Genomic DNA, 26,310 nt, shown 5'->3' on the forward strand with positions numbered 1-26,310 from the left:
TATGGCTGAATACCCGATAAACAAGGGTATCGGCCGTCCGGTAGAGTTCAAGGGCTTGAAGGCTCAGTACCTCTTCATCTTCTGCGGAGGTCTGCTGGCTCTCTTCGTCCTGTTCATCATCCTCTACATGGTCGGCATCGACCAGTGGATATGTATCGGCTTCGGCGTGGCATCGTCCTCCGTCCTCGTATGGCAGACCTTCGCGCTTAACGCCCGGTACGGCGAACACGGACTGATGAAATTAGGGGCAACAAGGAGCCATCCCCGATACCTTATCAACCGGCGGCGGATCACCCGATTATTCAAACGGAAACGAAAGGAAGAAACGACATGAGGAATACATCCAAAATGACAACACTGGAAAACAAATTCCCGCTAATGGCGGTGGAGCAAGGCTGCATCATATCCAAAGACGCCGACATCACGGTGGCTTTCGAGGTGGAGCTGCCGGAGCTTTATACCGTGACGGGCGCGGAGTACGAGGCGATACACGGCTGCTGGTGCAAGGCGATCAAGGTGCTGCCGGACTTCTCCGTCGTCCACAAGCAGGACTGGTTCATCAAGGAGAAGTACACGCCGGAACTTCACAAGGACGACATGAGTTTTTTGAGCCGCTCTTTCGAGCGTCACTTCAACGAGCGTCCGTACCTGAAGCACACGTGCTACCTCTACCTGACCAAGACGACAAAGGAGCGTAACCGGATGCAGAGCAATTTCAGCACGCTGTGCCGGGGGCATATTATCCCGAAGGAGCTGAATAAGGAAACCGCCGCGAAGTTCATGGAGGCTGCGGAACAGTTCGAGCGCATCATCAACGACAGCGGCTTCGTCAGGCTGCGCCGCCTCTCCACCGACGAGATCGTGGGGACGGACGGCAAAGCCGGGCTGATAGAGCGTTACTTCTCACTCATGCCCGAAGGCGACGCCACGTTGCAGGACATCGACCTCTCGGCAAGGGAGATGCGCATCGGTGACAACCGCCTGTGCCTGCACACCCTGTCCGACGCGGAAGACCTGCCCGGCACGGTGGCTACCGACACCCGGTATGAGAAACTCTCCACCGACCGCTCGGACTGCCGCCTCTCCTTCGCCTCCCCGGTGGGGCTGCTGCTCTCCTGCAACCACATCTACAACCAGTACGTGATTATCGACAACAGCGAGGAGAACCTCCAAAAATTCGAGAAGTCCGCAAGGAATATGCAGTCGCTCTCGCGCTATTCGAGGAGCAACAGCATCAACCGCGAGTGGATAGACCGCTACCTGAACGAGGCGCACTCCTACGGGCTGACCTCGGTGCGGGCGCACTTCAACGTCATGGCGTGGAGCGACGATGCGGAGGGACTGAAACACATAAAGAACGACGTGGGCAGCCAGCTGGCAAGCATGGAGTGCGTGCCGCGCCACAACACCATCGACTGCCCGACACTTTATTGGGCGGCTATGCCCGGCAATGCTGCGGACTTCCCGGCGGAAGAGAGTTTCCACACCTTCATCGAACAGGCTGTGTGCCTCTTCACGGAGGAAACCAACTATCGCAGCTCGCTCTCGCCCTTCGGCATCAAGATGGTGGACAGGCTCACGGGAAAGCCGCTGCACCTCGACATCAGTGACCTGCCGATGAAGCGGGGCATCACCACGAACCGTAACAAGTTCGTATTGGGTCCTTCGGGCAGTGGCAAGTCGTTCTTCATGAACCACCTCGTGCGGCAATACTACGAGCAGGGCGCGCATGTGGTATTGGTGGACACGGGAAACTCCTATCAGGGGCTATGCGAGATGATACGGCGCAAGACGGGCGGCACGGACGGCGTGTATTTTACCTACACGGAGGAGAAGCCCATCAGCTTCAACCCGTTCTATACCGACGACTACGTGTTCGACGTGGAAAAGAAGGACAGCATAAAGACGCTGCTGCTGACGCTCTGGAAGTCGGAGGACGACAAGGTGACGAAAACCGAAAGTGGAGAATTGGGCAGTGCCGTGAGTGCCTACATCGAGCGCATCAGGGCAGACAGGAGCATCGTCCCCTCGTTCAACACCTTCTACGAGTACATGCGCGACGACTACCGCAGGGAACTGGCGGAGCGTGACATCAAGGTGGAGAAGGAGGACTTCAACATCGACAACATGCTTACCACCATGCGGCAGTATTACCGGGGCGGACGCTACGACTTCCTGCTCAACTCGGCGGAGAACATCGACCTGCTGGGCAAGCGGTTCATCGTCTTCGAGATCGATTCCATCAAGGACAACCGCGAACTGTTCCCGGTAGTGACCATCATCATCATGGAAGCCTTCATCAACAAGATGCGCAGGTTGAAGGGCGTGAGAAAGCAGCTTATCGTGGAAGAGGCTTGGAAGGCTCTCTCGTCGGCAAATATGGCTGACTACCTGCGCTATATGTACAAGACGGTGCGCAAGTATTTCGGTGAGGCAATCGTGGTGACGCAGGAGGTGGACGACATCATTTCCTCGCCCGTCGTCAAGGAGAGCATCATCAACAACTCCGACTGCAAGATACTTCTTGACCAGCGCAAGTACATGAACAAGTTCGACCAGATTCAGGCGTTGCTCGGACTGACGGAGAAGGAGAAGTCGCAGATACTCTCCATCAACATGGCGAACAACCCCTCACGGCTCTACAAGGAGGTGTGGATAGGCTTGGGCGGCACGCAGTCGGCGGTCTATGCCACCGAGGTGAGCGCGGAAGAGTATCTGGCGTACACCACCGAGGAAACGGAGAAGGTGGAGGTGTACCGTCTGGCGGAGCAGCTGGGCGGAGACATCGAAGCCGCCATCCGGCAGCTTGCCGAAAGGCGGAGAAACAAGAAATAAGTAATCAATAATCGGTAAAACAGATTTATCAACGAAAAAAAGAAAAGCGTATGAGCATATCAAGAATGAAGATGCTGCAAGTCAGCAAGTGTCTGATCGGACTGGCGGTCATGGTGCTGCAATCCTGCGACGTGGCGGAGAACCGCCGCGACCTGCTGTGCGGGAACTGGGAAAGCGTGGAGGGCAAGCCCGACGTGCTTATCTACAAGGAGGGCGAAGCCTACAAGGTGACGGTATTCAAACGGAGCGGCATCCGCCGCAAGCTGAAACCGGAAACCTACCTCTTGCAGGAGGAGAACGGCAACCTGTTCATGAACACCGGCTTCCGCATCGACGTGGCGTATAACGAAGCCTCCGACGTGCTGACCTTCTCACCCAACGGGGACTACGTGCGTGTGAAGCAGCAGCCGGAAACTCCGGCAGAAAAATAAGAACCGCTAAAATCCAAAGAAACATGAGAACAAGAATAACATTCGCCATCTGCCTGTGCCTGCTTTTCGCGGGCAGGGCTTCCGCCCAATGGGTCGTGAGCGATCCGGGCAATCTGGCGCAGGGCATCATCAACGCCTCGAAGAACATCATCCACACCTCGAAGACCGCCGCCAACATGGTGAACAACTTTCAGGAAACGGTGAAAATCTACGAGCAGGGCAAGAAGTATTACGACGGTGCGCCCGTATAGGCGATATAATAAATGTAGCATTGGCAAGCTATTAGGTAAGTGTTCCAATATTTACCTATCATCACCAGCTTATCTGCCCACGAAAGGACGGCAGGGAGTATAGCACGCTGGAAAGCCATAAGTCAATTAGTTATCAAATTGCAACTGAATGGTGAGATGAAACAGATAGATACGAGGATAAAATCCAAACTGATTGAATGATAGTCCAAGTGAACCCAGTATGTTTTATAGTGAAAGATAACTTAACTCGCTATACCGTAATACCTCTGTTGCGAGCGTCGTGTAGTAGAGGCAGGAACAAATTACGGCACAACCGCAGTAAGCGGTAACGGGCGGAAGTCATATCCGACAATCTATCATAGCCATGTTATTATATCGTAAACGGGGATTGCCTAAATCGGAACGCCGCAAGGCTATTAGGTACAGACCTATGAAAATCCGACAAGGCAACGGAGCTTCCGTAGTAGTCTGAGCAGGGGAAAGCCCTGTACATGGCGAAGGGAAGCAGCTAATAATTTTAATGCAAATAACGGAAAATGTGAGAGACATTATGAGAAGTCCAGAGTATGTATTAAACAGTCTAACGGAACACAGTGAAAATTTGAATTACAAGTTTGAACGCTTGTACCGTATCTTTTTCAATGAGGAAATGTATTACGTTGCCTACCAACGCATATATGCGAAACCGGGCAATATGACAGCAGGTGCAGATGGGAAAACCATTGACCAAATGAGCCTGAACCGAATTGAACAACTGATAACATCGTTGAAAGATGAGAGTTATCAGCCCCAACCCTCAAAACGGATGTATATCCCAAAGAAAAATGGGAAAATGCGTCCATTAGGTGTACCAGCTTTTAATGATAAATTATTGCAGGAAGTGGTCAGAATGATATTGGAAGCCATCTATGAAAGACAGTTTGAAAAAACGTCACATGGCTTCCGACCTCTAAGAAGCTGCCACACTGCCTTGTCTGATATTCAGAAGACATTTTCGGGCGTGAAATGGTTCGTAGAAGGTGATATTAAGGGATTTTTCGACAATATCAATCATGAGATACTGATAGGTATTCTGAAAGAACGTATCGCTGACGAAAGATTTATTCGCTTGATTAGAAAATTTCTGAATGCAGGATATATCGAAGACTGGAACTTTCATAACTCCTACAGCGGAACACCGCAAGGCGGAATTGTCAGCCCTATCTTGGCAAACATATACCTTGATAAGTTGGATAAATTCATGAAGGAATACACTGGAAAATTTGATAAGGGGAAAGAACGGAAAAGAACTAAACAGGTAGTATCACTTGAAGGCAAACGACACCGTATTCTGAAAAAGTTGAAAGTGGTAAAAGACAAAAGTGAAAGGTCAGAATTGATAAGACAATATAAGGCTTATCAAAAAGAAGGTTTGCAGTATTCTGATGGTGACGAAATGGATATGAACTACAGAAAACTCAAATATGTGAGATATGCGGATGATTTTCTAATTGGAATTATTGGCAGTAAACAAGATGCTATCATCATCAAAGAGGACATAAAGAACTTCCTCTATGAAAAGTTAGCTCTTACACTGTCTGATGAGAAAACACTTATCACCCATGCTGAAAACGCTGCAAAATTTCTCGGATATGAGATTTTTGTAAGGAAATCCAATGACACCAAAAGAAGCAAATACGGAGTACTAAGACGTGTCTTCAATAAGAGGATACAATTGGCACTTGGAAAGGATACGTTTAAGAAAAAGTTGCTCGAATATCGTGTTTTAGAAATAAAGATACACAACGGCAAGGAGTATTGGAAAGCAAAATCCCGTCCCAAACTTTCAAACAACAATGACTTTGAGATACTTGACAGGTACAACAAGGAAATAAAGGGCATTTACAATTACTATTGTTTGGCTAATAATTGTAGTAGTCTGTCAAAACTTGGGTATATCATGAAATATAGTATGTACAAAACATTTGCGCAGAAATATCGGACAACGATGTCGCAAATCCGAAAAAAGTACACCAAGAATGGACTTTTTTCAGTTAGATACTATTTAAAGAACGGTACTGCCAAAGACTTGACCTTTTATCATGGTGGGTTCAAAAAGAAAAATCCAATGAACATTAAGGATTTAGACAACTTGCCCAAATTCACATATCATCCTACAAACACAAGTCTTATAGATAGGCTGAAAGCGGAAAAATGTGAATTATGTGGAGCAGTCGATAAGTTAGTGATGCACCATGTGAGAAAATTAAAAAATCTTCAAGGGAAAACTACCTGCGAAAAACAAATGATGGCTCGCAAACGAAAGACTATTGCCATATGTGGTAAGTGTTACAAAAAACTCAGTAACAATGAATAGATTGATATTATTAGTAGAAAGCCGGATACGCGGAGACGTGTACGTCCGGTTTGGGGGCGAGCTTCCGAAAACCCACCGTAGTAATACGGCAGGGCGTTGGATGCTTAGCCTACCCCTCAAATCGGTGAACAATCTGGTCAAGGACGCCCGCAAGGTGCAGCAGACCATCCTGATGGTAGGCGACATCACGGACATCTACGTGACCAGCTTCCAGAAGATGCTGCGCGACGACAACTTCACGGTGGAGGAACTCGGAGCCATCGCCTTTGGGTACACGAAGCTGCTGGAAGAATCCAACGACGTGCTGACGGAGCTGAAGAACGTGGTGAACATCACCACGCTCTCCATGACGGACAAGGAGCGCATGGACGTGGTGGAACGCTGCCACTCCAAGATGAAGCGTTACCGCAACCTCGTGAGCTACTACACCAACAAGAACATCAGCGTGAGCTACCTGCGTGCGAAGAAGAAAAACGACCTCGACCGCATCATGGGGCTGTACGGGAGCATGAACGAAAGATACTGGTAGCCTATGGAGTTCGACAACCTTCACCAGATTCTCCGCTCGCTCTACGAGCAGATGATGCCGCTGTGCGCTGACATGGCGGGCGTGGCGAAAGGCATCGCCGGGCTGGGCGCGCTCTTCTATGTCGCCTACCGGGTATGGCAGTCGTTGGCGAGAGCCGAACCGATAGACGTCTTCCCGATGCTCCGCCCATTTGCCATCGGTCTGTGCATCATGTTCTTCCCTACGGTGGTGCTTGGCACGATAAACAGCGTCCTCTCGCCCGTCGTGCAGGGCACGGCGAAACTGCTCGAAACGCAGACGCTGGACATGAACAAGTACCGGGAGCAGAAGGACAGGCTGGAATACGAGGCGATGGTGCGCAATCCCGAAACCGCCTACCTCGTGTCCAACGAGGAGTTTGACAAGCAACTGGAGGAATTGGGCTGGTCGCCCTCCGACATGGTGACGATGGCGGGGATGTATATCGACCGGGGGATGTACAAGATGAAGAAGGGCATCCGCGACTTCTTCCGCGAGATACTGGAACTGATGTTCCAAGCCGCCGCCCTCGTGATAGACACCATCCGCACATTCTTCCTCGTGGTGCTGGCGATACTCGGTCCGATAGCCTTCGCCATATCGGTGTGGGACGGCTTCCAAAGCACGCTCACGCAGTGGATATGCCGCTACATACAGGTCTATCTGTGGCTGCCCGTGTCGGACATATTCAGCACCATACTCGCCAAGATTCAGGTGTTGATGCTCCAGAGCGACATCGAGCGCATGCAGACCGACCCCAACTTCTCGCTGGATTCCAGCGACGGGGTGTATATCGTGTTCATGATAATCGGCATCATCGGCTACTTCACCATTCCGACGGTGGCGGGCTGGATCATCCAAGCCGGGGGCATGGGCGGCTACGGGCGCAACGTGAACCAGATGGCGGGACGCGCCGGAAGCATGGCGGGCAGCGTGGCGGGTGCAGCCGCAGGCAACATGGTCGGACGTGCCGGGAAACTGCTGAAATAATCAATGTGCAATTATAAACGGAAAAGTAAAATGGAATTCAAATCACTTAAAAACATCGAATCATCGTTCCGGCAGATACGCCTGTTCGGTATCGTCTTCCTCTCGCTGTGCGCCGTGATAACGGTATGGAGCGTGTGGAGTTCCTACCGCTTCGCGGAGCGGCAGCGTGAGAAGATCTATGTGCTGGACAACGGCAAGTCGCTGATGCTGGCACTCTCGCAGGACCTCTCGCAGAACCGTCCGGCGGAAGCGAGGGAGCATGTGCGCCGCTTCCACGAGCTGTTCTTCACGCTCTCGCCCGAAAAGAGCGCGATAGAACACAACGTGAAGCGTGCGTTGCTGCTGGCGGACAAGAGCGTGTACAACTACTATTCGGACTTCGCCGAGAAGGGGTACTACAACCGCATCATCGCCGGTAACATCAACCAAGTGCTGAAGGTGGACAGCGTGGTGTGCGACTTCAACGGCTATCCCTACCGTGCCGTGACCTACGCCACGCAGAAGATCATCCGGCAGAGCAACGTCACCGAGCGCAGCCTCGTGACCACCTGCCGCCTCTTGAACTCGTCCCGTTCGGACGACAACCCCAACGGTTTCACCATCGAGGGATTCACCATCATCGAGAACAAGGATTTACAAACCATCAAAAGGTAACAGGCATGAAAGGAATCGGAAAATCACTATGGAGTACCTATTGGAAACTCCACGATAAAAAGAAAATGCTGATAGCAAGGCTCAAGGGCTATCTGGACGGCTTGCCGCCGAAGATACGCAGGCGCATCGTGCTGGCAATGCTCGCCGCATTCGCCGCACTTGCCCTCTACACCTTCGGCAAAGCCGTGTATGACATCGGCAGGAATGACGGCAGCCGGATGGAGATAGACCATGCCGGACAGGTGGAACTGTCCGTGAAGCCGGATAACAATCACAATGTAATACCTTATTTATATGGAACAGACGAAGAATGAACCAAAAAACGAGAACAAGGCGGCTCCCGGTAACGGCAAGCCGAAAAAGGAGCGCAAGCCGCTGACCGAAGCCCAACGGCTGAAACGCCAGAAAATGATAGTGCTTCCCGCTATGGTGCTGGTATTCATCGGGGCGATGTGGCTGATATTCGCCCCGTCCTCCGGCAAGGAGCAGGAGCCGGGAACAGGCGGCTACAATATCGAGATGCCCGATGCGGACAAGGAGAACCGCCGGATTATCGGTGACAAGGCGAAAGCCTACGAGCAGGGGGCAATGGAGGAACGGCAGGAGAACCGCAGCCGCGCCATGCAGCAGTTGGGCGACCTGTTCGACCGCGAAACGGCGGCAGCGGATAGGGACAGCGATTTCGACCTTGCCAATCCCGGCGGAACGGAAGAGGCGGAGAAACCCGCACCGAAGACCATCCAGTCCTCGGCAGCCGCCTACCGCGACCTCAATGCCACGCTCGGCAACTTCTACGAGCAGCCGAAAAACGACAATGCGGAGATGGACGAACTGCTGGAACGCATCGCCACGCTCGAATCCGAACTGGAAAGCGGAAAAGAGAGAAGCTCCACGATGGACGAGCAGGTGGCACTCATGGAAAAATCCTACGAGCTGGCGGCGAAGTACATGGGAAATCAGAACGGCACGCGGGCGGCAGCGGGACAGACCGCAGAGCCGTCCCCCGTGCAGAAAGCCGGAAAGAACACGGCAAAACCCGTAAGGCAGGTGACGCATCAGGTGGTGTCCTCGCTCGGACAGCCCATGAGTAATGCCGAGTTTGTCGCTTCCTTCTCGCAGGAACGCAACCGCAGTTTCAACACGGCGGTGGGTGTCACGACCGTATCGGACAGGAACACCATACCGGCATGTGTCTATGGGGCGCAGAGCGTGACGGACGGGCAGGCGGTCAGGTTACGGCTGTTGGAGCCGATGGCGGTAGCTGATAGGATCATCCCCCGTAATGCGGTGGTGGTCGGCGCAGCCAAGATTCAGGGTGAACGGCTTGCCATCGAAATCACCTCGCTGGAACACGACGGCACGGTTATCCCGGTGGAGTTGGAGGTCTATGACACGGATGGGCAGCCCGGCATATTCATACCCAACTCGATGGAGATGAACGCTGTCCGGGAGGTTGCCGCCAACATGGGCGGCTCGCTGGGGAGCAGCATCAACATCTCCACCAATGCCGGGGCGCAGCTTGCCTCCGACTTGGGAAAAGGACTGATACAAGGCACGAGCCAGTACATTGCCAAGAAGATGCGTACCGTCAAAGTGCATCTGAAAGCCGGGTACAGGGTCATGCTCTATCAGGAAGTGAATTAAGGAAACAATCAAATTTTTATTTACCACTAAAAATCCAAAGTAATGAGAAAAGTAATCATGATGTTTGCCCTCGCTATGGGCATCGCAACTGCCAACGCGCAGGAAAACGTAACCGTTGAAACGCCCAACAGAAGTGACCAACTGACCTTGACAAAGGAGGTCTATCCGCAGAAAGAAGCGGACGGAGACCTGTATCACGGTCTGACGAGAAAGCTGGGCTTTGACCGCATGGTCCCCCCGCACGGCTTGGAAGTGACCTACGACAAGACCGTGCATGTCATCTTCCCGGCGGAAGTGCGCTATGTCGATTTAGGCTCGCCCGATCTGATTGCGGGCAAAGCCGACGGTGCGGAGAACGTCATCCGCGTGAAGGCAACCGTGAGGAACTTCCCGAACGAAACCAACATGTCCGTAATCACGGAGGACGGGAGTTTCTACACCTTCAACGTGAAGTACGCCGCCGAACCGCTGCTGCTCAACGTGGAGATGTGCGACTTCATCCATGACGGCGAGGCGGTGAACCGTCCGAACAACGCGCAGGAAATCTACCTGAAAGAGCTGGGCAGTGAAAGTCCCATGCTGGTGCGCCTTATCATGAAGTCCATCCACAAGCAGAACAAGCGTGAGGTGAAGCATATCGGCTGCAAGCGTTTCGGCATCCAGTACCTTCTGAAAGGCATCTACACGCACAACGGGCTTCTGTATTTCCACACGGAAATCAGGAACCAGAGCAACGTGCCTTTCGATGTGGACTACATCACGTGGAAAATCGTGGACAAGAAGGTGGCGAAGCGTACCGCCGTGCAGGAGCGTATCATCCTGCCGCTTCGCGCGCAGAACTACGCCACGCTCGTGCCGGGCAAAAAAAGCGAACGCACGGTCTTCACGATGGCGAAGTTCACCATACCCGACGGCAAGTGCCTCGTTGTGGAACTGAACGAGAAGAACGGCGGTCGTCACCAGTCCTTCGTGATCGAGAACGAGGATTTGGTGCGCGCCAATACCATCAACGAACTTCAAGTGCGCTGACCATGAGAAAGTACATCGCAATAATCATCGCGTCGCTTGCCCTGTTCACGGGGCAGGCGCACGCCCAGCGATGCCTGCCGAAGATGCAGGGCATCGAGGTAAGGGCGAATCTGGCGGACGGATTCAAACCCGGCGGCAACGACGGCGGGTACAGTTTAGGGGCTGCTCTCTCCACTTACACGAAGAAGGGGAACAAATGGGTATTCGGAGGTGAGTATCTCCTGAAAAAGAGCCCCTACAAGGACACTTCCATACCTGTGGCGCAGTTCACGGCGGAGGGCGGCTACTATTTCAAGATACTTTCCGATGCCCGCAAAATCGTGTTCGTCTATGCGGGGGCTTCGGCTCTCGCCGGGTATGAATCGGTGAATTGGGGCGAAAAGGTGCTGTATGACGGCTCCACGCTGCATGACCGGGACGCCTTCATCTACGGCGGTGCGCTGACGCTCGATGTGGAGTTTTACGTGGCTGACCGTATCGCCCTGCTCGCCAACCTCCGGGAGCGTTGCCTGTGGGGTGGCGACACGAAGAAGTTCCACTGCCAATGGGGGCTGGGCATCAAGTTCGTCATCAACTGACACACGCCGCATGGAAGGGACCAATATAGACGCCATGAGGCAAATATCCCTCGCGGACTTTCTCGCACGGTTGGGACATGAGCCTGTACGGAGGAGCGGAAACGAGCTGTGGTATCGTGCGCCGTACCGCAGTGAACGCACCCCCTCTTTCCGTGTGAACGTGGCGAAACAGCTCTGGTACGACTTCGGTTTGGGCAAGGGCGGTGACATCTTCACGCTTGCCGGGGAGTTTGCCCGAAGCGGTGACTTCATGGCGCAGGCAAGATTCATAGCGGAAACCGCCCGTATGCCGTTTGTCGCATCGGAAAAGCCGTTGTACCTGCCGGAACCGTCCGAACCTGCCTTTGAGGGGGTGGAAGCCGTCCCACTGCTCCGCTCACCATTAACAGAGTATCTGGCGGAACGGGGCATCCCTTATGCCGTTGCATACCGCCACTGTTGCCGCCTGAACTATGGCGTGCGTGGAAAGCGGTATTTCACAATCGGTTTCCCGAACGTGGCGGGCGGCTATGAAATCAGGAGCAAACTATTCAAAGGTTGCATACCACCGAAAGATGTGTCACTGATAAAACCGGAAGATACCGCCTCTGACGTATGCAGCGTGTTCGAGGGCTTCATGGACTTTTTGTCCGCTGACACACTCGGCATAGGCGGCAATGGCGACAGCCTTGTGCTGAACTCCGTCGCCAACGTGGGTAAGGCGGTGAAACACTTAGACGGGTATGGACGCATCGACTGCTTCCTCGACCGTGACGAAGCCGGGCGGAGGACGCTGGAAGCCCTCAAAGGACACTACGGCGGACGTGTCTGTGACCGTTCCGCACTCTATGACGGTTGCAAGGACTTGAACGAGTATCTGCAACTGACAGCAAAAAAAGAAATGAACAATAACTTAAAAATCAAAGGACAATGAACATACTGAACAACAAGAACAAGAGAATATCCATCTTCAAGGCGTTGGCACTCTGCCTGTTCGCCGCCGTGTCGCTCACGCTCGCATCGTGCGATGACGACATGGACATCCAGCAATCCTATCCCTTCACGGTGGAAACCATGCCCGTGCCGAACAAGGTCACGAAGGGGCAGACGGTGGAAATCCGCTGTGAGCTGAAAAGGACGGGCGAATTTGCCAACACGCTCTACACCATCCGGTATTTCCAGTTCGAGGGGGAAGGCACGCTGAAGATGGCGGGCGGCATTACCTTCCTGCCCAACGACCGCTACCTGCTTGAAAACGATAAGTTCAGGCTGTACTACACGGCAGATGGCGACGAGGCGCACAACTTCATCGTGGTGGTGGAGGACAATTTCAAAAATTCCTACGAATTGGAATTTGACTTCAACAACCGGAACGTGAAGGACGACATTCAGACCGTCATCCCCATAGGCAATTACAAACCTCTGCCAAGATGATGCGTGTATTCATGGCTATCCTCTGTTCGCTGCTGGCGGTCTGCTCCGTGTCCGCACGGGACAGCCGTCAGAAGGGGACGGACGGGCAGGCGGCAATCTACCGCCTGCCGCCTTTCGAGTGGGCAGTTCGGTGTACGAAGTATTTTGAAGGCTGGCACTCGGAAAAACATCACCCGTATGTGGGGTATGGACACCGGTTGCAGCCGGGGGAAAGGTATTCGGCACGCACCATGACGAAGCGACAGGCGGACGCGCTTCTGCGGAAAGACTTGCGGAAGTTCTGCGCCATGTTCCGCCAGTTCGGGCGTGACAGTCTGCTCCTTGCCACGCTCGCCTACAATGTCGGTCCATACCGGCTTTTGGGGAGCGGGAAGATACCCAAAAGCAAACTGATCCGAAAGCTGGAGGCTGGCGACAGGAACATTTACCGGGAATATATCGCTTTCTGCAACTACAAGGGTAAACGGCACGCCATGCTGCTCAAACGGAGAAAGGCGGAGTTTGCGCTGCTGTACATTCCGTAACATGGCAAATGCCTGACAAATGAAAATCCGATGAAGCCGCAACTTCATCGGATTTTCCGCTTTTCATACATTCGGGATTTTTCCTTTGCCGATTACTTCACCGTTCCTGCAATGCTCTATGATGCCGGGCAAAAATCCCATCTCCCCGATTGCGATATGCCGGATATACTCCGCATATTCCTGACCTTGAAAATTCCTCCCCGTGAGGTTTTTGAAAATCATCCTTATGCTTGTTCCGTCATCACTGTACAGGATGATTTTTCCGTTCTGTCTGATTTCTTCCATGATTAAAACTTGTTTTTGTGAATACTATCGTAGATTGGGACAGCGGTTTCTTTGCTACTTTCTTTGTCCGCCATCATGCTCACCGAAAGAAAGTAGGGCGGCTTTCGCCGCCGCCACTCAAAAACGGGTGTAGAGTCCCGTTACCATCGTGAACATTTCTTCCAGCATATCGCAGTATATGCCCTCGTGCGTTGCTATATCCTTTGTCTTGCACTCGAATGTCTTTTTACTGAACGTCCTGCGGTAGAAACGCATATTGTAAAGGTCTAAGCCGGCATCGTAGATGATGTCAAGGCGGTTTGCGCTCGTCTTGTTCCTCGCAAGGCTCATGCGTAAGCCGTTGCCCATGTCTATAAAGTCCTTGCTTCCCGTCATGGCGGCAAAGCGTCTGCCGCCTATTTGCTGTAAAATCGTCTTTGCTATCATGCTTTTCTTGGTTTTAGGTTGGCGGTGCGGATACCGCCAACTTGTTTAACATTCTGTTATCTCGGCAATGGGTGTGTTTCGTTTCAGCCATTCCATCAGGCACTCCATATTGTACTCGCTTGTGATGACTGCCGTATGGCTGTCAATGGCGGTAAACCTGCAGCTCTCGTAGTCGTCTATCCACCCTTTTAGGGTATCAACTCCCCACGCTTCGGCATCGTCAAAGATACCGTCCAATACTTTGATAGGCTCGCTGAACTTCACTATCAGCGTTTGGTAGGCTGCGTTCATCGTCTGTCCTCCTTTTCTTCCTTTGCCGTGAGCCACTTGTCCCGTGCGGCTCGGCACTCGTCCAATGTGGGTTTGACACAAGAGAACAACTCTCCGTTTGTGGGATGGCGGTAGTCGTACTGCACAAGTGTCCGCTTGCGTCTGCCGATACCTAATTGGAAACGCTCGTATTTCTCCGTACCTGCTTCAGTGCAGGTGCTTATTCCGTTGATGGTCATTCGTGTTGCCATAATCGTTGATTTTAGAGTGGTTAAAAATGTACTGACAAAACTCTGTTGCGCATCACCATTTCGGGGTCGCTTGTATAGCGTTGGTGCAGGTAGAAATGGTGGGAGCCGAAGCCGTAAAGGAAGAACCTGTCAAGTTCGTGCTTCTCGGCAAAGTCCTTTACACTCCGTCTTAACTGCCCCTCACTCGTTGCAAGAGTGAGGAGGTTCACAAATTCAATGAACATCGTGGGGATTTTATCGTCCCACAGACAAACCATGCTTTCAATTCTTACTTCCATACTATTGGGTATTATAGGTTGATACTATGCCGCTTCCATCCGCTGGCGGATAAGGTTCACGTTGCTGTTCACAAGGTTTACAATGCGGTCGTGGTACTCGGTATTGGAATTGTGCAAGCCACGACTTTGCACCACTTCCAATGTCTTCAAGGAAACCTCCACCGTTTCTATGCGCTTGCCGTCAATGGTTGCGGATAGGATAAGGGAGTTCTTTTCAAGGAAATAGGAGTTGGAAAACACGCAATGGTGCAGTTCCGTCCCTTCCGCTGCAAACTCCGCAACGCTCTCCAACACACGCACCTGCAAAGTGCCGTCCGTGAAGGCTATGCCGAAAAATATGCCTTTGAGTTTGCGGTATGCCTTCTCGTGTTTCTTCGCTTGGCGGATGCGTTCCTCCAATTTCTTGCGCTCTATCTCCTTGTTGCGCTTGTGCATAAGTCTGTCATGTTCGGCTTTGAGGTCGGAGGGGCAGACGTACTTCGGGCTGTTCGTGTCCTTGCCGAAAAGCCGCAGGAGGTCTATGGTGTCACGCCACATGGAGCCGTCAGCAATGGTGTAGCCGTTGCGGATACATATCTTCACGGATGCCCAATACCTCTCTATGTCAAAGGAACTGCGGATATAGTGGCGCAACATGGGATATTGCCCTGCTTTCAACAGCGTTTCGGATCGGCTGTCGGAAAGGATAGCCGTGAAAAGGTCGTAAGGCAGTATGTTGTGGTATTCGCCATTGAAGCCGTTGCGTTTCAGTTCGGGAATGAAACGCTGTCGGGGATAAGTGCAGACGGGGTTTATATCGTATGCACGGAGTTTGTTGTTCTTGCGTACCTCCATGTCGCTGTATTCCGCCCATAGGTCGTAGTAAAGTATGGACATTCCTCGCAGTCGGGCGACAGTGACGGTTGTGCCTTTGGGCGAAATCCACCTTTGCACCACTTCATAAATGGAATACTCGGCTGCCTGCCCTGCCTTGTATCGGGATTTGACGAAGAAGAAGCGTATCACTTGGTACTGCTTGCAGGTGGTGATGATGCAGAAATACTCGTTCTCGTTGAAAACCCTCTTTCGGGTGCGCAACGCTTCCAACTCCATGCCGCAATCCGGGCATGTGCATCCGCAAACGGTGTCCGCAAGGTCGTGTTCACTTTTCCACGAATGTCCGCACTCGGTGCAGATGTTCGTGCCGTCCGCCCTCTTGATGGCGTAATGCTTGAAGCAATGGCGGAAAGCGTATGCCCTCTGTGTGGCGGTCAATTTCGGCAGTCGCTCGCTCAATCGTGCGACTTCCTGCTGTATGGGTGTTCTCGGTTTCATAATCAGAAATTGAATAGGTTGGGTTGTTGTACTTCTTGTGCGGTCGCTTTGGTGGCGGTTCTCGGCTTGCTGCGGTTCTGCAACTTGCGGAGTTCCTCCTCTTGGTATCTGCGGAGTGCGTTCTGCCGTGCTTCCGCCTTTTCCTCTGCCGTGAGTTCCACCACGTGGTTCACCGCCACTTGGCATTGGATTAGCTTGCCCACCTCTATCTCGTTCTCGTCATAGTAGTGGACTGCTTGCCCGAATATCTCCCCGTCCGTGAAGCCGTTGCAACCGCTCCGCTGCACATAGTTGAGAATGTAGGTGACGCAATCGTCTATGTTCTTGGCAGGGTTGCGGTAGTTCTTGGCAAAGAGCGTATCTTCCGCCGCACGTTGCTCCAAGTACATCTGTATCGTTCTCTTGAAATGTTCTGTTCCTTTCATATCGCTGTCGTTTTTATCAGTTATACATTTTTCCGTTTCCCAAAAACTCGTAGTCGTTGGCTGCGCAACTCTCCTCAAAACTCTCTTCGCTGCACTGGTATTCCATATCGTCACGGCACGACTTGAAGAAGCTGTCAAGGCACTTGTCCATGAGGTCGTACAGAGTGGTTCGGGTGTCGGGGGCTTTCAGAAAGTCGTAGATGGGTCGCAGGATGTCCTCGTCTGCGCAATAGCCTGTCAGTACGCAACAGTTATCCGTGAATATCCGGCTTCTACGTTGCTTATTGAAATTTCCTTTGAGGTAATAGGTTTTCGGCTTGAATAGGATGTGCCAATAGTTATTGACGATGTATTTCAGAAGCCGTATGCCGCAGAGTTCCTCCTCTTTTCCGCTGTAACGTGAGGTGAAACGGTAGGAATAACGGCACGTGTCGTAACTCCAATCGTTCACTTTGACTTTGAACACACTTTCAAATGCTTCCAGCGTGTTGCGGTTGTCACTGTCCCAACCGTATTCAAAAGTGCGTAGCCATTCATTGTATGCGGTATCTCTCGCTGCTGCGGAGAGTTCGGCTAATTGGAATAGGTCGTATGTCCTTGTTATCGTTCTCATATCGCTGTCATTTTAGATGGTCTGTTTCAGTATCTCTCTCCAATAGGTCGGCTGCACTTCGCTCAAAAGGAAGTCTGTAAAGTCCCTCCGTGCGTCCTTGTTCAGTTCTCGGTAGAGTTCACGGAACACGGATATGTTGCCGTTGATGTACGTTTCCACCATGTACACGAAGATGTTGTCCACCTCGTAGTATCTGCATTGCTGCGCTGCCGTTTTGCTGCTTCTCTTTGCCATGTCGGTAAGGGTTAAAGGGTGAATAACCAAAGGATGAAACCGAAGAAGGCGGTTGCGGAAAGGATAGCCACGATTACGCCTATCGCCACTCGGAACACTCCGTTTACAATCTCTCTAATGATGCCCCAAAGGATGCCGAACACCACGAAGGCGGTGCGCACAATCAAGCCGCATATCGCAAGCCCTATGTACTGCGCCATTTGTCTGAAATTTGCCGTTGCCGTCATATTTTCGCTGTTTTTGATTTTTTGTTTTTTTAATGCGGATTCAAGAGTTGAGGGAGTTGAGTTTCAAACTATCTTATCTGCCTCTCGTTTATCCGACATTTTTTTTATGCGTCTTTCTGTCGCATCGGTCGTTTTCGTTTCGGGTGCTTGAAAAGGTAGGGATTAGGGGATGCAAGGTTTTTCGGGAAAAATACTACCCATAGGGCTGGAGATTTTTTCCGAAAACAGGAGGCTTGACCTTGCATTCCCGTCCAATCCCGGAATTACCTTTGCGCCCAGAACGGAAATGACAACCTGATGCGCTCCCTGAAAGATGCGAAAATGGAGGTAAACGGAAGTGGAGGCAGATTGGACAGGAAAACTTCGAAAGAGAAATCCGTGAAAAAGGGAAAACGCCAAAAGGAAAAGGGACACTGCCGGAGGCGTGAAACCGGGCAAACCACCGGCAAGGAAGTATGATTTTATATGTTTGGCCGAGCGTGTCCGGTCTGACGGATAAAATCATTCTTCCCGGTTTGCCTGCCGTGTGTGACGGCTTGTTCCATTCATGGATCGGGCGGTCAGACACGGCTTTCCGCTTACGGCTCAAAGGAACAGCAAAAAAGAAAAATCGTCAGAAACCCGTAAAAGCACCTCTTTGGCATAAGCACAAAAGAAATGGGCCTTGCATCATCAGTCTAAACTGTTGTTTAGGCGTGATGCAAAGCCCTTTTCTCCGCTTATGCGGCAGTCGGCATACGTTCGTTCAAAATCCTTTTGTACGATGGTGTGCCGACGGATAAAATCGCTTTTACGGAAAAACTTGTATGAGAAGAAAAAAATTAGGGAGATTCATTTCAAAATCTCCCGTTTTATTGTTACTTTTGCATACGAAGAGTTCTTTGAAGGTTACGCAACGCGCAGAAGGATGATGCAGTAGATAACTAACTAAATCGTAACCTATTACTATCATGAGCAATTAACCTACGCTCAGCTCCAATAAATTACACTCTTTTCGTAACTTCAGCACACAAAGATACACTTTTAAATGAAAAAAATGATGATTTATTTATGAAACCAGAATTATTTATTATCTTTGCGCCGTTGAAACACTCTGCTATTTCTCACCAGAGGGAAACAACCAGATATCCAATTCAACAGAAATATCCCAGATTCATAATTTAAAGCATATGTTCACATGACCAGTGACAAGTGAAGTCCTGTTGTGTTGTTCATATTTCAGCTGAACAGAAAAATATTAATAACTTACTATACTGTATGTATAACATTATCCAATTGAACGACAAAGATTTGTCGGAACTACAAACTATTGCCCACGAACTGGGTATAAAAAAGACAGACTCACTAAAAAAAGAAGAACTTGTTTACAAAATCCTTGATGAACAAGCTATCGCCGGCGCTACTAAGAAAGTTGCGGCAGATAAATTGAAAGAGGAAAGAAACGAAGACAAGAAAAAACGGTCACGCGTAGCAGTGAAGAAAGAAAACAAAGTATTTTCTGCTACCAAAAACGGTGAGATAACCAAGGCAGAAACAACTGCACCGGCTCCGGCAACTAAAGCACAAGCACAAGAAGCCGCTATTGTAAAACAAGAAACCGCTACTCCCGCAACAGAGACTCCTGCAGCCGCTCCGAAAAAGAAAGTAGGACGTCCACGCAAAAATCCGGTAGTAAACAAACCGGTAGAAGAACAGCCTGTCGCTAAAGAAGAAAAAGAAGTGGTGGTAACGGAAACCAAGAAAGCGGAAGAAGAAAAGAAAACGGAAGCGAAACCGGCTTCCAAACCAATCTCTAAGCCTGCTTCTAAACCGATTTCCAAACCGATTATCAAGCCCAAAGCTCCGGCCGTTGTTGATGAAGAAAGTAAAATCCTGTCGGAAAGCTCTGATGACGACTTCATTCCTATAGAAGATCTTCCATCTGAAAAAGTAGAATTACCAACTGAATTATTCGGTAAATTCGAATCGACCAAGGCTGAAACAATCACCCTTCCTGCCCCTGAACAAGCGCAAAACCAACCGCGCCCCCGTGTTATACGTCCACGTGACAATAATAATAACAGCAATAATAACGCTAACAATAATAATAACGCTCCAAGAAATAACAACAATCCCCGTCTGCCTATGCAGAGACCTGCGCAACAACAAAATGCAGGTGAAAATGTACCGGCACCGGAACGTAAAGTCATAGAGCGTGAAAAGCCTTATGAATTCGATGACATCCTGACCGGTACAGGCGTATTGGAAATCATGCAGGATGGTTATGGATTCCTACGTTCTTCGGACTATAATTACCTTTCATCTCCGGATGATATTTATGTATCCCAATCACAAATCAAGCTATTTGGTCTGAAAACAGGAGATGTAGTAGAAGGTGTAATTCGTCCGCCCAAAGAAGGCGAAAAATATTTTCCATTAGTAAAGGTATCGAAAATAGACGGACGTGATGCAGCATTTGTACGCGACCGCGTTCCTTTCGATCACCTGACTCCCCTTTTCCCGGACGAAAAGTTCAGACTTTGCAAAGGGGGATATTCCGATTCTATGTCTGCACGTGTAGTAGACCTGTTTTCTCCGATCGGTAAAGGCCAACGTGCACTGATCGTAGCACAGCCTAAAACAGGTAAGACATTACTTATGAAGGATATTGCCAACGCAATCGCCGCCAACCATCCGGAAGTATACATGATAATGTTGCTTATCGATGAGCGCCCGGAAGAAGTAACGGACATGGCACGTAGCGTAAACGCAGAAGTTATTGCATCGACTTTCGACGAACCTGCAGAGCGCCACGTAAAAATTGCAGGCATCGTACTTGAAAAAGCCAAAAGACTGGTAGAGTGCGGACACGATGTTGTCATCTTCTTAGACTCCATCACTCGCCTTGCACGCGCTTACAATACTGTTTCACCGGCATCCGGAAAAGTACTTTCGGGTGGTGTGGATGCCAATGCACTGCATAAACCCAAACGTTTCTTCGGTGCGGCCCGTAATATCGAAAACGGAGGTTCGCTGACCATTATCGCAACCGCATTGATCGATACCGGTTCGAAAATGGATGAGGTTATCTTTGAAGAATTTAAAGGTACCGGTAATATGGAACTTCAACTCGACCGTAACTTATCTAACAAACGTATCTTCCCGGCTGTTAATATTGTGGCTTCAAGTACACGTCGTGATGATTTGCTGCTTGATAAGACTACACTCGACCGTATGTGGATATTACGTAAGTATCTGGCGGACATGAACCCGATAGAAGCGATGGATTTCGTAAAAGACCGTCTTGAAAAGACTAAAGACAATGACGAATTCCTGATGAGCATGAATAGCTAAAAGATGATTATCATAACTTCAGAGCAGACACGGATAAACACCGGAAAAAACATACCCCCGGATATCCCAATCATAAAAACACCGGAGTACGGAATACCGTCAATAGAAAATAAATAAATAAAAAGAGCGGAGATTTATAAAATCTTCGCTCTTTTTATTTATTTTTGCAGCAATACATCACAAACAGTATACCAGGTAGTGAGAAGTCATATCTATTACTATATATTAAGAATGCTGGCCGGACTTCTATGTTCCCTGCCGGCATATCCTGTTGATAACACTTCCAAACACCTGGAAAAGTTACAGATTCTTATCGATCATAACCTGCCTTATGATAGGGAAATGTCTTCCGACAGTATTATTTTATTGGAAAAAGAACTCGAACCGAAATTGGAAGCCGACAAACGATATGATCTTCTTTTTTATCTGAAGCAACTGGTAGCAAGGGCATATGCGAATCGTGGCGATATTACCGTAGCTGTAGATAAAGCCCACATCATGTATCAAAAGGCCAAAGAGATGGAATATGACAAAGGGATAGCTCTTTCACTCCGCGCCATAGGCGATGTTTACCTGGCATCCAACATACAGCAACAAGCCATCGACTCATACGAAGAAGCCATACGGATATTGGATAAATCAGATGATGAGGATTTGATAAAAATACATATCCTGCCTAATCTTATCTTAAGTCTGCTTAAAATAGAAAAAATCGACGAAGCCCATGCATATCTAAAGCAACTCGAAAGCCTGTTCGACAAGTTTCCAACATCATCCAATCTGTTTTATACCTCCATATGCCGTGCATATTATCTGATAATGACCCATCAGCCCGACAAAGCCCAAGCATACCTCACCGAAGCAACACGTGCAAATGCAGAAAACAATTTCTTTCATATGAACTTTATGCTGGATTACATGCATGCCAGCTATTACGAACTGACAGAACAATATGACCGGGCATTGGAGCAATACGGTAAAATCATCAGCGAACTCCGTCCGTCTTATGCCCCGTATCAACACGTACAACTGAATATCCAATGCGCACGGCTTCTGGCGAAACAAGGGCAAACCGACAAAGCTTGTTTTATCTATCAGAGGACAAGTGCATTACAAGACTCATTGGACAACCTCAGCTATGTCCGCCAAATTAATGAATTACGTACCATTTACCAAATAGACCAACTGGAAATTAAAAACCAGCAAGAACGTAACAGAACAATCTTATGGGGAATTCTTGCAGTACTCTCCATGTTAGGCCTCATCCTCCTCCTCATTTTCCTTATTAAAAAAGGGAACAAACGACTATTCCTGTCAAAAGAGAAATTGGAAAAAGCCCAGCAATATGCAGAGAACTCAACAAGAACCAAAAGTCTCTTTCTATCGAACATGAGCCATGAAATACGCACTCCCCTGAACGCTCTTTCGGGTTTCTCCGCCATTCTCACGGATGACTCCATCGACAATGACACACGCCAGCAATGCAACGAGATTATACAACAAAACTCAGAACTTCTCCTTAAACTTATCAATGACGTTATCGACCTTTCAAGTGTAGATGTAGGAAAACTGACATTCAATCTGAAAGAAAGCGATGCAGTGGTCATCTGCCGTAACGTGGTAGAAACTGTAGAGAAAGTGAAACAGACACAAGCCGAAGTACGTTTTGTTACCACATTAGAGTCACTTCCTCTTGTAACAGACGACTCCCGTTTGCAGCAACTGCTCATCAATTTACTTATCAACGCCACCAAATTCACGACAGAGGGTGTTATCACTCTCGAGGTCGAGAAAGAATCGGATACGGTCGCGCTCTTTTCCGTCACCGACACCGGCTGCGGTATCCCGTTGGAAAAACAAAAGCAGATATTCAACCGCTTTGAAAAATTAAATGAAGGTGCACAGGGCACAGGATTGGGACTTTCCATCTGCCAACTTATCATCGAACAAGTCGGTGGCCGGATATGGATAGATCATGAATATACCGAGGGGGCCCGTTTTATGTTCACCCACCCCATAATCCCGGTAGTCAACAGAAAGGAGAATACCCAATGAAACAATTGATATTTACCCTTATTCTGAGTTGCCATTTTTTAACAGGTATGCCTACGGCTACTCCATCCTCGGCCAAAAGAGACAGTCTGGAAAGACTGCTGACAAGCATGCCGCACGACTCTGCACGCCTGCAAATGATACAGGATATCACGCGGATGGAGCAAACCAATCCCAACTGTATCCGCTACTCGGATATGCTGTTGCAAGAAGCTATCGCACAGAATAATCCCAAATATGCCGGAACCGCCCTTTATTTCCAGATTATCTATTACTACAACCAGAACGAACTGGACAGCGTAATACAAAAGATCGAAAAGATGGAGCCTTTTGTCCGCGAAGGCAATCTGTGGGATTATTATTTCGACGCACAAAGATGCCAGATAGATCTTTATTCTTATAGAGAGCAGATCGAATTTGCCATCAATAAATCACTCGAGATGTACCAAAAGGCACAGGAAGCCAACAATGTGCGCGGATTAATCGGTGCCAAACAATGTCTGGCAAATGCTTACATGGGTACCGGACGTTGGGAAGAAGGGAAAAAAGCATTGGAAGAGGCCCATATGCTACTCCCCAAACTGGATAACGTAATTGTACACAACTCCGTACTTTGCCAACTCGTTTCACTCAGTAAAGCCAAAGATGACTTTGAAAACCTGAAGAAATATCTCGATGAACAGAAAAGTATCCTTGAAGACTACATAAGAAAGAATCCCACCATGGAAGAGGCTTTTCAGGATCCGTTGATCTTCAATGAACTCTATTATGCTTATTATTATTTAGAGATGAATCAGCCTCACCCTGCTTTTGAACATTTACAAAAAGGAGCCAAGTATCTCACACCACATACCTATTTTATGTATCGCGTGCTCTATTACGATGCATACGCTTTGTACTACCGGCGCTGTAAAGAGTATGACAAGGCCCTTAGCCAGTTGGATTCCACAATCGTCTTATTACAGGAAGCGTTCAGTTCCGACTACGTCAACCAATTGTCTGCCAAAGCGGACATACTCGTGGAAGCCGGCCGCAGCCAGGAAGCGCTGCCCATCTATGAAAAGGTACTGCAAATGAAAGACTCACTGGTCACCGAGCTTTCCGACAAACAAATGAAACTGATACAAAGCAACTATCACATCAATAAAATAGCCCTCGAAGAGGAACAATTGAAAAACAAAATACAACTTATTGTACTTATCGTTATCGGCACGACATTAATCGTATTGGTATTTTTCATGTTACGCATCTTCCGGGTACGTAAAGCCCTGAAAATAGCAGAAAGCGAAACTCGCAAAGCTACCCGGATAGCCGAAAAAGCCAATGAGACTAAGAATCATTTCCTTGCCAACATGAGCTATAATATTCGCATTCCACTGAACGGAGTCGTAGGATTTTCCCAACTGATAGCATCAGAACCGAATATGGACGAGGACACAAGAAAAGAATTCTCTGCCATCATCCAGAAAAATACCGAAGAATTGATGCAACTGGTTAATGACGTACTGGACTTGTCGCGTCTGGAAGCCAACATGATGAAGTTCCAAATACAGGAATATGATGCTGTGGCACTCTGTAATGACGCTATCTATATGGCCCGCATGCGCAATGAAGAAACCATAGAAATATATTTCGATACCCATATCGAGACGCAACCCATCACAACCGATACCGGAAGGCTCATTCAAGCATTGGTCAGCACTCTGACTTATCCGCAGAAAAACACGACACACAGAGAAATCACTTTCACTCTGACTCGTGACGATTCCGGCAAACAGATATGTTTCCGCATCAGCAACAGCCCACTGGCCGATCCGGAATTCAATTCCCAGGAAGTAAGCATACGTCATGATATCAATCGCCTTTTGTTGCAGCATTTCGGAGGCAGCTACAACATAACGGCCGATGAACAGGAACGACCTGTCATTAATTTTACTTATCCTCTCGATATCATATCCGAATAAAAGAGCTATCTTTGCAAATTGCAAACCTAAACGCCGATTTATGTATACCAACAAACAGATTTGGAGTGTCAGCTACCCGATACTCCTCAGTTTATTAGCACAAAATGTCATTAATGTCACTGATACGGCCTTTCTCGGAAGAGTCGGAGAAGTAGCCCTCGGAGGCTCTGCAATGGGCGGGCTTTTCTATATATGCGTCTTTACGATCGCTTTCGGATTTAGTACCGGTTCACAAATCGTCATTGCCCGCCGCAATGGAGAAGGACGCTATGCGGACGTGGGTCCCGTAATGATGCAGGGCGTTATGTTCCTGTTGGTCATGGCCCTGTTACTGTTTGGCTTCACCAAAGCTTTCGGAAGCAACATCATGCGCATGCTGGTATCCTCCGAATCGATATTCGATGCCACGATGGAGTTTCTGGACTGGCGCACCTACGGTTTCTTCTTCTCATTTGTCAATGTAATGTTCCGCGCATTATACATCGGCATTACCCGTACCAAAGTGCTAACGATTAATGCCATTGTCATGGCCATTGTCAACGTGATCCTGGATTACGCCATGATATTCGGACACTTCGGATTTCCGGAAATGGGCATCAAGGGAGCCGCTATCGCTTCTGTGATAGCCGAAGCCAGTTCCATCCTGTTTTTCCTTATTTACACGTACATTACTGTCGATCTGAAAAAATACGGCTTGAACCGGTTCCGTTCCTTCGATCCCCAGTTGCTGATGCGCATACTCAGCATCTCATGCTTCACCATGTTACAGTACTTCCTGTCAATGGCTACGTGGTTCGTATTCTTCATTGCCGTAGAGAGGTTAGGACAACGCGAACTTGCCATTGCCAATATCGTACGTAGCATCTATATCGTGATGCTGATTCCGGTCAATGCACTGGCCACGACAACCAACAGTCTGGTAAGTAATGCAATCGGTGCAGGCGGCATACAACACGTCATGCCGCTCATCAATAAGATAGCCCGTTTTTCATTCTTCATTATGCTGGCACTGGTCATTGTCACCGCAATATTTCCGCAGGCGATGCTTTCGATCTATACCAACGAAGCCGCACTGATAACGGAGTCTGTCCCTTCAGTGTACGTCATCTGCTGTGCCATGCTGATCGCTTCGGTTGCCAATGTCGTATTCAACGGAATATCGGGAACAGGCAATACACAAGCCGCCCTCCTGCTGGAAACCATTACGATCCTCATCTACGGTTCGTATATAATCTTTATCGGAATGTGGCTGAAAGCGCCTATCGAATGGTGTTTTACCATTGAGATAGTGTATTATACATTATTGTTCATAACAAGCTATATTTATCTCAAAAAAGCAAAATGGCAGAATAAAAAGATATAAATACAAGAGATTTTAGTACATTT

General features: G+C 49.2%; 30 protein-coding genes and 2 pseudogenes. 21 read left to right on the top strand and 11 right to left on the bottom strand.

Going from position 1 to position 26,310, the window contains the following annotated elements:
* The first annotated feature begins 1 nt into the window (after position 1).
* From RB604_RS18870 to RB604_RS18885, 4 genes and pseudogenes are all read left to right on the top strand, one after another.
* Positions 2-334: a DUF4133 domain-containing protein gene (locus RB604_RS18870; protein ID WP_032535929.1), complete on the top strand. Its 333-nt coding sequence runs from the start codon at positions 2-4 to the stop codon at positions 332-334.
* Positions 331-2,835, top strand: a complete 2,505-nt coding sequence (locus RB604_RS18875) for a TraG family conjugative transposon ATPase (protein WP_032535928.1) — start codon at positions 331-333, stop codon at positions 2,833-2,835. The genes RB604_RS18870 and RB604_RS18875 overlap by 4 nt, the downstream gene beginning before the upstream one ends.
* A gap of 50 nt (positions 2,836-2,885) precedes the next feature.
* Entirely contained in the window at positions 2,886-3,266 is a 381-nt protein-coding gene (locus tag RB604_RS18880) for a DUF3876 domain-containing protein (protein ID WP_008645992.1), read from the top strand.
* Positions 3,267-3,289: 23 nt separating this feature from the next.
* A pseudogene (locus tag RB604_RS18885) lies at positions 3,290-3,502 on the top strand (DUF4141 domain-containing protein); the annotation flags it as partial.
* Here RB604_RS18885 and RB604_RS18890 read toward each other — a convergent pair.
* Positions 3,496-3,636 carry a hypothetical protein gene (locus RB604_RS18890; RefSeq protein WP_005944145.1) on the bottom strand — a complete coding sequence of 47 codons (141 nt, stop codon included), beginning with the start codon at positions 3,634-3,636 and terminating at the stop codon, positions 3,496-3,498. The pseudogene RB604_RS18885 and the gene RB604_RS18890 sit on opposite strands and share 7 nt — an antisense overlap.
* A gap of 431 nt (positions 3,637-4,067) precedes the next feature.
* Between RB604_RS18890 and RB604_RS18895 the strand changes: the two genes are divergently transcribed.
* The 11 genes and pseudogenes from RB604_RS18895 to RB604_RS18945 all read left to right on the top strand — a co-directional run bounded on the left by RB604_RS18895 (position 4,068) and on the right by RB604_RS18945 (position 13,252).
* Positions 4,068-5,873, top strand: coding sequence for a reverse transcriptase/maturase family protein (locus RB604_RS18895; RefSeq protein WP_032535361.1), 1,806 nt, complete (start codon positions 4,068-4,070; stop codon positions 5,871-5,873).
* Between the two features lie 115 nt (positions 5,874-5,988).
* Positions 5,989-6,402, top strand: a pseudogene (locus RB604_RS18900) (DUF4141 domain-containing protein); the annotation flags it as partial.
* Between the two features lie 3 nt (positions 6,403-6,405).
* Positions 6,406-7,410, top strand: coding sequence for a conjugative transposon protein TraJ (gene traJ / locus RB604_RS18905; RefSeq protein WP_008645989.1), 1,005 nt, complete (start codon positions 6,406-6,408; stop codon positions 7,408-7,410).
* 30 nt (positions 7,411-7,440) lie between these two features.
* A complete protein-coding gene (gene traK, locus RB604_RS18910) occupies positions 7,441-8,064 on the top strand; it encodes a conjugative transposon protein TraK (RefSeq protein ID WP_004308925.1) in 624 nt (207 codons plus the stop codon).
* Positions 8,065-8,069: 5 nt separating this feature from the next.
* Positions 8,070-8,378 carry a TraL conjugative transposon family protein gene (locus RB604_RS18915; protein WP_008645986.1) on the top strand — a complete coding sequence of 103 codons (309 nt, stop codon included), beginning with the start codon at positions 8,070-8,072 and terminating at the stop codon, positions 8,376-8,378.
* Entirely contained in the window at positions 8,359-9,708 is a 1,350-nt protein-coding gene (gene traM, locus RB604_RS18920) for a conjugative transposon protein TraM (RefSeq protein ID WP_008645984.1), read from the top strand. Before RB604_RS18915 ends, traM begins: the two co-directional genes overlap by 20 nt.
* Positions 9,709-9,750: 42 nt before the next feature.
* Positions 9,751-10,737, top strand: a complete 987-nt coding sequence (gene traN / locus RB604_RS18925; protein ID WP_008645982.1) for a conjugative transposon protein TraN — start codon at positions 9,751-9,753, stop codon at positions 10,735-10,737.
* A gap of 2 nt (positions 10,738-10,739) precedes the next feature.
* On the top strand, positions 10,740-11,315 hold the full coding sequence (locus RB604_RS18930; RefSeq protein WP_008645981.1) for a conjugal transfer protein TraO: 576 nt from the start codon (positions 10,740-10,742) through the stop codon (positions 11,313-11,315).
* Between the two features lie 10 nt (positions 11,316-11,325).
* Complete coding sequence (locus RB604_RS18935; protein ID WP_008645979.1) at positions 11,326-12,228, top strand: toprim domain-containing protein; 903 nt, start codon at positions 11,326-11,328, stop codon at positions 12,226-12,228.
* Positions 12,225-12,728: a DUF3872 domain-containing protein gene (locus tag RB604_RS18940; protein ID WP_008645978.1), complete on the top strand. Its 504-nt coding sequence runs from the start codon at positions 12,225-12,227 to the stop codon at positions 12,726-12,728. The genes RB604_RS18935 and RB604_RS18940 overlap by 4 nt, the downstream gene beginning before the upstream one ends.
* Positions 12,725-13,252 carry a glycoside hydrolase family protein gene (locus tag RB604_RS18945; protein ID WP_032536910.1) on the top strand — a complete coding sequence of 176 codons (528 nt, stop codon included), beginning with the start codon at positions 12,725-12,727 and terminating at the stop codon, positions 13,250-13,252. Before RB604_RS18940 ends, RB604_RS18945 begins: the two co-directional genes overlap by 4 nt.
* Positions 13,253-13,315: 63 nt before the next feature.
* Here RB604_RS18945 and RB604_RS18950 read toward each other — a convergent pair whose 3' ends face one another.
* The 10 genes from RB604_RS18950 to RB604_RS18995 all read right to left on the bottom strand — a co-directional run bounded on the left by RB604_RS18950 (position 13,316) and on the right by RB604_RS18995 (position 17,575).
* Positions 13,316-13,537, bottom strand: a complete 222-nt coding sequence (locus RB604_RS18950; RefSeq protein ID WP_008645976.1) for a DUF7688 family protein — start codon at positions 13,535-13,537, stop codon at positions 13,316-13,318.
* A 117-nt stretch (positions 13,538-13,654) separates the two neighbouring features.
* Positions 13,655-13,963: a hypothetical protein gene (locus tag RB604_RS18955; protein WP_008151539.1), complete on the bottom strand. Its 309-nt coding sequence runs from the start codon at positions 13,961-13,963 to the stop codon at positions 13,655-13,657.
* Positions 13,964-14,008: 45 nt separating this feature from the next.
* Complete coding sequence (locus tag RB604_RS18960; RefSeq protein ID WP_008645975.1) at positions 14,009-14,254, bottom strand: DUF6956 domain-containing protein; 246 nt, start codon at positions 14,252-14,254, stop codon at positions 14,009-14,011.
* Complete coding sequence (locus tag RB604_RS18965; RefSeq protein WP_008645973.1) at positions 14,251-14,484, bottom strand: DUF3873 domain-containing protein; 234 nt, start codon at positions 14,482-14,484, stop codon at positions 14,251-14,253. Before RB604_RS18965 ends, RB604_RS18960 begins: the two co-directional genes overlap by 4 nt.
* 20 nt (positions 14,485-14,504) lie before the next feature.
* Positions 14,505-14,762, bottom strand: a complete 258-nt coding sequence (locus tag RB604_RS18970; RefSeq protein ID WP_008645971.1) for a DUF8466 domain-containing protein — start codon at positions 14,760-14,762, stop codon at positions 14,505-14,507.
* Between the two features lie 24 nt (positions 14,763-14,786).
* Entirely contained in the window at positions 14,787-16,076 is a 1,290-nt protein-coding gene (locus RB604_RS18975) for a PcfJ domain-containing protein (protein WP_008645969.1), read from the bottom strand.
* A 2-nt stretch (positions 16,077-16,078) separates the two neighbouring features.
* Positions 16,079-16,501, bottom strand: a complete 423-nt coding sequence (locus RB604_RS18980) for a PcfK-like family protein (protein WP_008645968.1) — start codon at positions 16,499-16,501, stop codon at positions 16,079-16,081.
* 16 nt (positions 16,502-16,517) lie between these two features.
* Entirely contained in the window at positions 16,518-17,114 is a 597-nt protein-coding gene (locus tag RB604_RS18985) for a hypothetical protein (protein WP_008645966.1), read from the bottom strand.
* A gap of 12 nt (positions 17,115-17,126) precedes the next feature.
* A complete protein-coding gene (locus RB604_RS18990; RefSeq protein ID WP_005850431.1) occupies positions 17,127-17,348 on the bottom strand; it encodes a hypothetical protein in 222 nt (73 codons plus the stop codon).
* Between the two features lie 11 nt (positions 17,349-17,359).
* Entirely contained in the window at positions 17,360-17,575 is a 216-nt protein-coding gene (locus RB604_RS18995) for a hypothetical protein (RefSeq protein ID WP_008645962.1), read from the bottom strand.
* 297 nt (positions 17,576-17,872) lie between these two features.
* Here RB604_RS18995 and RB604_RS19000 point away from each other — a divergent pair, with 297 nt between their 5' ends.
* The 6 genes from RB604_RS19000 (at position 17,873) to RB604_RS19025 (ending at position 26,287) form a co-directional block, all read left to right on the top strand.
* Positions 17,873-18,034, top strand: coding sequence for a hypothetical protein (locus RB604_RS19000; RefSeq protein WP_153868481.1), 162 nt, complete (start codon positions 17,873-17,875; stop codon positions 18,032-18,034).
* On the top strand, positions 18,031-18,357 hold the full coding sequence (locus RB604_RS19005; RefSeq protein ID WP_225720073.1) for a hypothetical protein: 327 nt from the start codon (positions 18,031-18,033) through the stop codon (positions 18,355-18,357). Before RB604_RS19000 ends, RB604_RS19005 begins: the two co-directional genes overlap by 4 nt.
* Positions 18,358-18,832: 475 nt before the next feature.
* Complete coding sequence (gene rho / locus RB604_RS19010; protein ID WP_055294188.1) at positions 18,833-20,908, top strand: transcription termination factor Rho; 2,076 nt, start codon at positions 18,833-18,835, stop codon at positions 20,906-20,908.
* A gap of 231 nt (positions 20,909-21,139) precedes the next feature.
* The gene (locus tag RB604_RS19015; protein WP_044094053.1) at positions 21,140-22,963 is read left to right on the top strand and encodes an ATP-binding protein; all 1,824 of its coding nucleotides are present in this window, start codon (positions 21,140-21,142) and stop codon (positions 22,961-22,963) included.
* Positions 22,960-24,924, top strand: a complete 1,965-nt coding sequence (locus RB604_RS19020; RefSeq protein WP_055294190.1) for a tetratricopeptide repeat-containing sensor histidine kinase — start codon at positions 22,960-22,962, stop codon at positions 24,922-24,924. Before RB604_RS19015 ends, RB604_RS19020 begins: the two co-directional genes overlap by 4 nt.
* A 40-nt stretch (positions 24,925-24,964) precedes the next feature.
* Positions 24,965-26,287, top strand: a complete 1,323-nt coding sequence (locus RB604_RS19025; RefSeq protein WP_007481667.1) for an MATE family efflux transporter — start codon at positions 24,965-24,967, stop codon at positions 26,285-26,287.
* Positions 26,288-26,310 lie beyond the last annotated feature (23 nt).

Origin of the sequence: Bacteroides salyersiae (assembly GCF_031172035.1) — a bacterium.
Taxonomy (GTDB): domain Bacteria; phylum Bacteroidota; class Bacteroidia; order Bacteroidales; family Bacteroidaceae; genus Bacteroides; species Bacteroides salyersiae.

Bases quoted from the DNA above. Each gene is read 5' to 3' on its own strand.
- RB604_RS19020 (WP_055294190.1), top strand. From the start codon at position 22,960: ATGAAACAATTGATATTTACCCTTATTCTGAGTTGCCATTTTTTAACA.
- RB604_RS18980 (WP_008645968.1), bottom strand. From the start codon at position 16,501: ATGAAAGGAACAGAACATTTCAAGAGAACGATACAGATGTACTTGGAG.
- RB604_RS18985 (WP_008645966.1), bottom strand. From the start codon at position 17,114: ATGAGAACGATAACAAGGACATACGACCTATTCCAATTAGCCGAACTC.
- traN (WP_008645982.1), top strand. From the start codon at position 9,751: ATGAGAAAAGTAATCATGATGTTTGCCCTCGCTATGGGCATCGCAACT.
- RB604_RS18965 (WP_008645973.1), bottom strand. From the start codon at position 14,484: ATGGCAACACGAATGACCATCAACGGAATAAGCACCTGCACTGAAGCA.
- RB604_RS18880 (WP_008645992.1), top strand. From the start codon at position 2,886: ATGAGCATATCAAGAATGAAGATGCTGCAAGTCAGCAAGTGTCTGATC.
- RB604_RS19005 (WP_225720073.1), top strand. From the start codon at position 18,031: ATGATTTTATATGTTTGGCCGAGCGTGTCCGGTCTGACGGATAAAATC.
- RB604_RS18940 (WP_008645978.1), top strand. From the start codon at position 12,225: ATGAACATACTGAACAACAAGAACAAGAGAATATCCATCTTCAAGGCG.
- RB604_RS18950 (WP_008645976.1), bottom strand. From the start codon at position 13,537: ATGGAAGAAATCAGACAGAACGGAAAAATCATCCTGTACAGTGATGAC.
- RB604_RS18955 (WP_008151539.1), bottom strand. From the start codon at position 13,963: ATGATAGCAAAGACGATTTTACAGCAAATAGGCGGCAGACGCTTTGCC.
- traM (WP_008645984.1), top strand. From the start codon at position 8,359: ATGGAACAGACGAAGAATGAACCAAAAAACGAGAACAAGGCGGCTCCC.
- RB604_RS18930 (WP_008645981.1), top strand. From the start codon at position 10,740: ATGAGAAAGTACATCGCAATAATCATCGCGTCGCTTGCCCTGTTCACG.
- RB604_RS18870 (WP_032535929.1), top strand. From the start codon at position 2: ATGGCTGAATACCCGATAAACAAGGGTATCGGCCGTCCGGTAGAGTTC.
- RB604_RS18960 (WP_008645975.1), bottom strand. From the start codon at position 14,254: ATGAACGCAGCCTACCAAACGCTGATAGTGAAGTTCAGCGAGCCTATC.
- RB604_RS18975 (WP_008645969.1), bottom strand. From the start codon at position 16,076: ATGAAACCGAGAACACCCATACAGCAGGAAGTCGCACGATTGAGCGAG.
- RB604_RS18945 (WP_032536910.1), top strand. From the start codon at position 12,725: ATGATGCGTGTATTCATGGCTATCCTCTGTTCGCTGCTGGCGGTCTGC.
- rho (WP_055294188.1), top strand. From the start codon at position 18,833: ATGTATAACATTATCCAATTGAACGACAAAGATTTGTCGGAACTACAA.
- RB604_RS19025 (WP_007481667.1), top strand. From the start codon at position 24,965: ATGTATACCAACAAACAGATTTGGAGTGTCAGCTACCCGATACTCCTC.
- traJ (WP_008645989.1), top strand. From the start codon at position 6,406: ATGGAGTTCGACAACCTTCACCAGATTCTCCGCTCGCTCTACGAGCAG.
- RB604_RS19015 (WP_044094053.1), top strand. From the start codon at position 21,140: ATGCTGGCCGGACTTCTATGTTCCCTGCCGGCATATCCTGTTGATAAC.
- RB604_RS18890 (WP_005944145.1), bottom strand. From the start codon at position 3,636: ATGGCTTTCCAGCGTGCTATACTCCCTGCCGTCCTTTCGTGGGCAGAT.
- RB604_RS18990 (WP_005850431.1), bottom strand. From the start codon at position 17,348: ATGGCAAAGAGAAGCAGCAAAACGGCAGCGCAGCAATGCAGATACTAC.
- RB604_RS18895 (WP_032535361.1), top strand. From the start codon at position 4,068: ATGAGAAGTCCAGAGTATGTATTAAACAGTCTAACGGAACACAGTGAA.
- traK (WP_004308925.1), top strand. From the start codon at position 7,441: ATGGAATTCAAATCACTTAAAAACATCGAATCATCGTTCCGGCAGATA.
- RB604_RS18875 (WP_032535928.1), top strand. From the start codon at position 331: ATGAGGAATACATCCAAAATGACAACACTGGAAAACAAATTCCCGCTA.
- RB604_RS18970 (WP_008645971.1), bottom strand. From the start codon at position 14,762: ATGGAAGTAAGAATTGAAAGCATGGTTTGTCTGTGGGACGATAAAATC.
- RB604_RS19000 (WP_153868481.1), top strand. From the start codon at position 17,873: ATGCGCTCCCTGAAAGATGCGAAAATGGAGGTAAACGGAAGTGGAGGC.
- RB604_RS18995 (WP_008645962.1), bottom strand. From the start codon at position 17,575: ATGACGGCAACGGCAAATTTCAGACAAATGGCGCAGTACATAGGGCTT.
- RB604_RS18915 (WP_008645986.1), top strand. From the start codon at position 8,070: ATGAAAGGAATCGGAAAATCACTATGGAGTACCTATTGGAAACTCCAC.
- RB604_RS18935 (WP_008645979.1), top strand. From the start codon at position 11,326: ATGGAAGGGACCAATATAGACGCCATGAGGCAAATATCCCTCGCGGAC.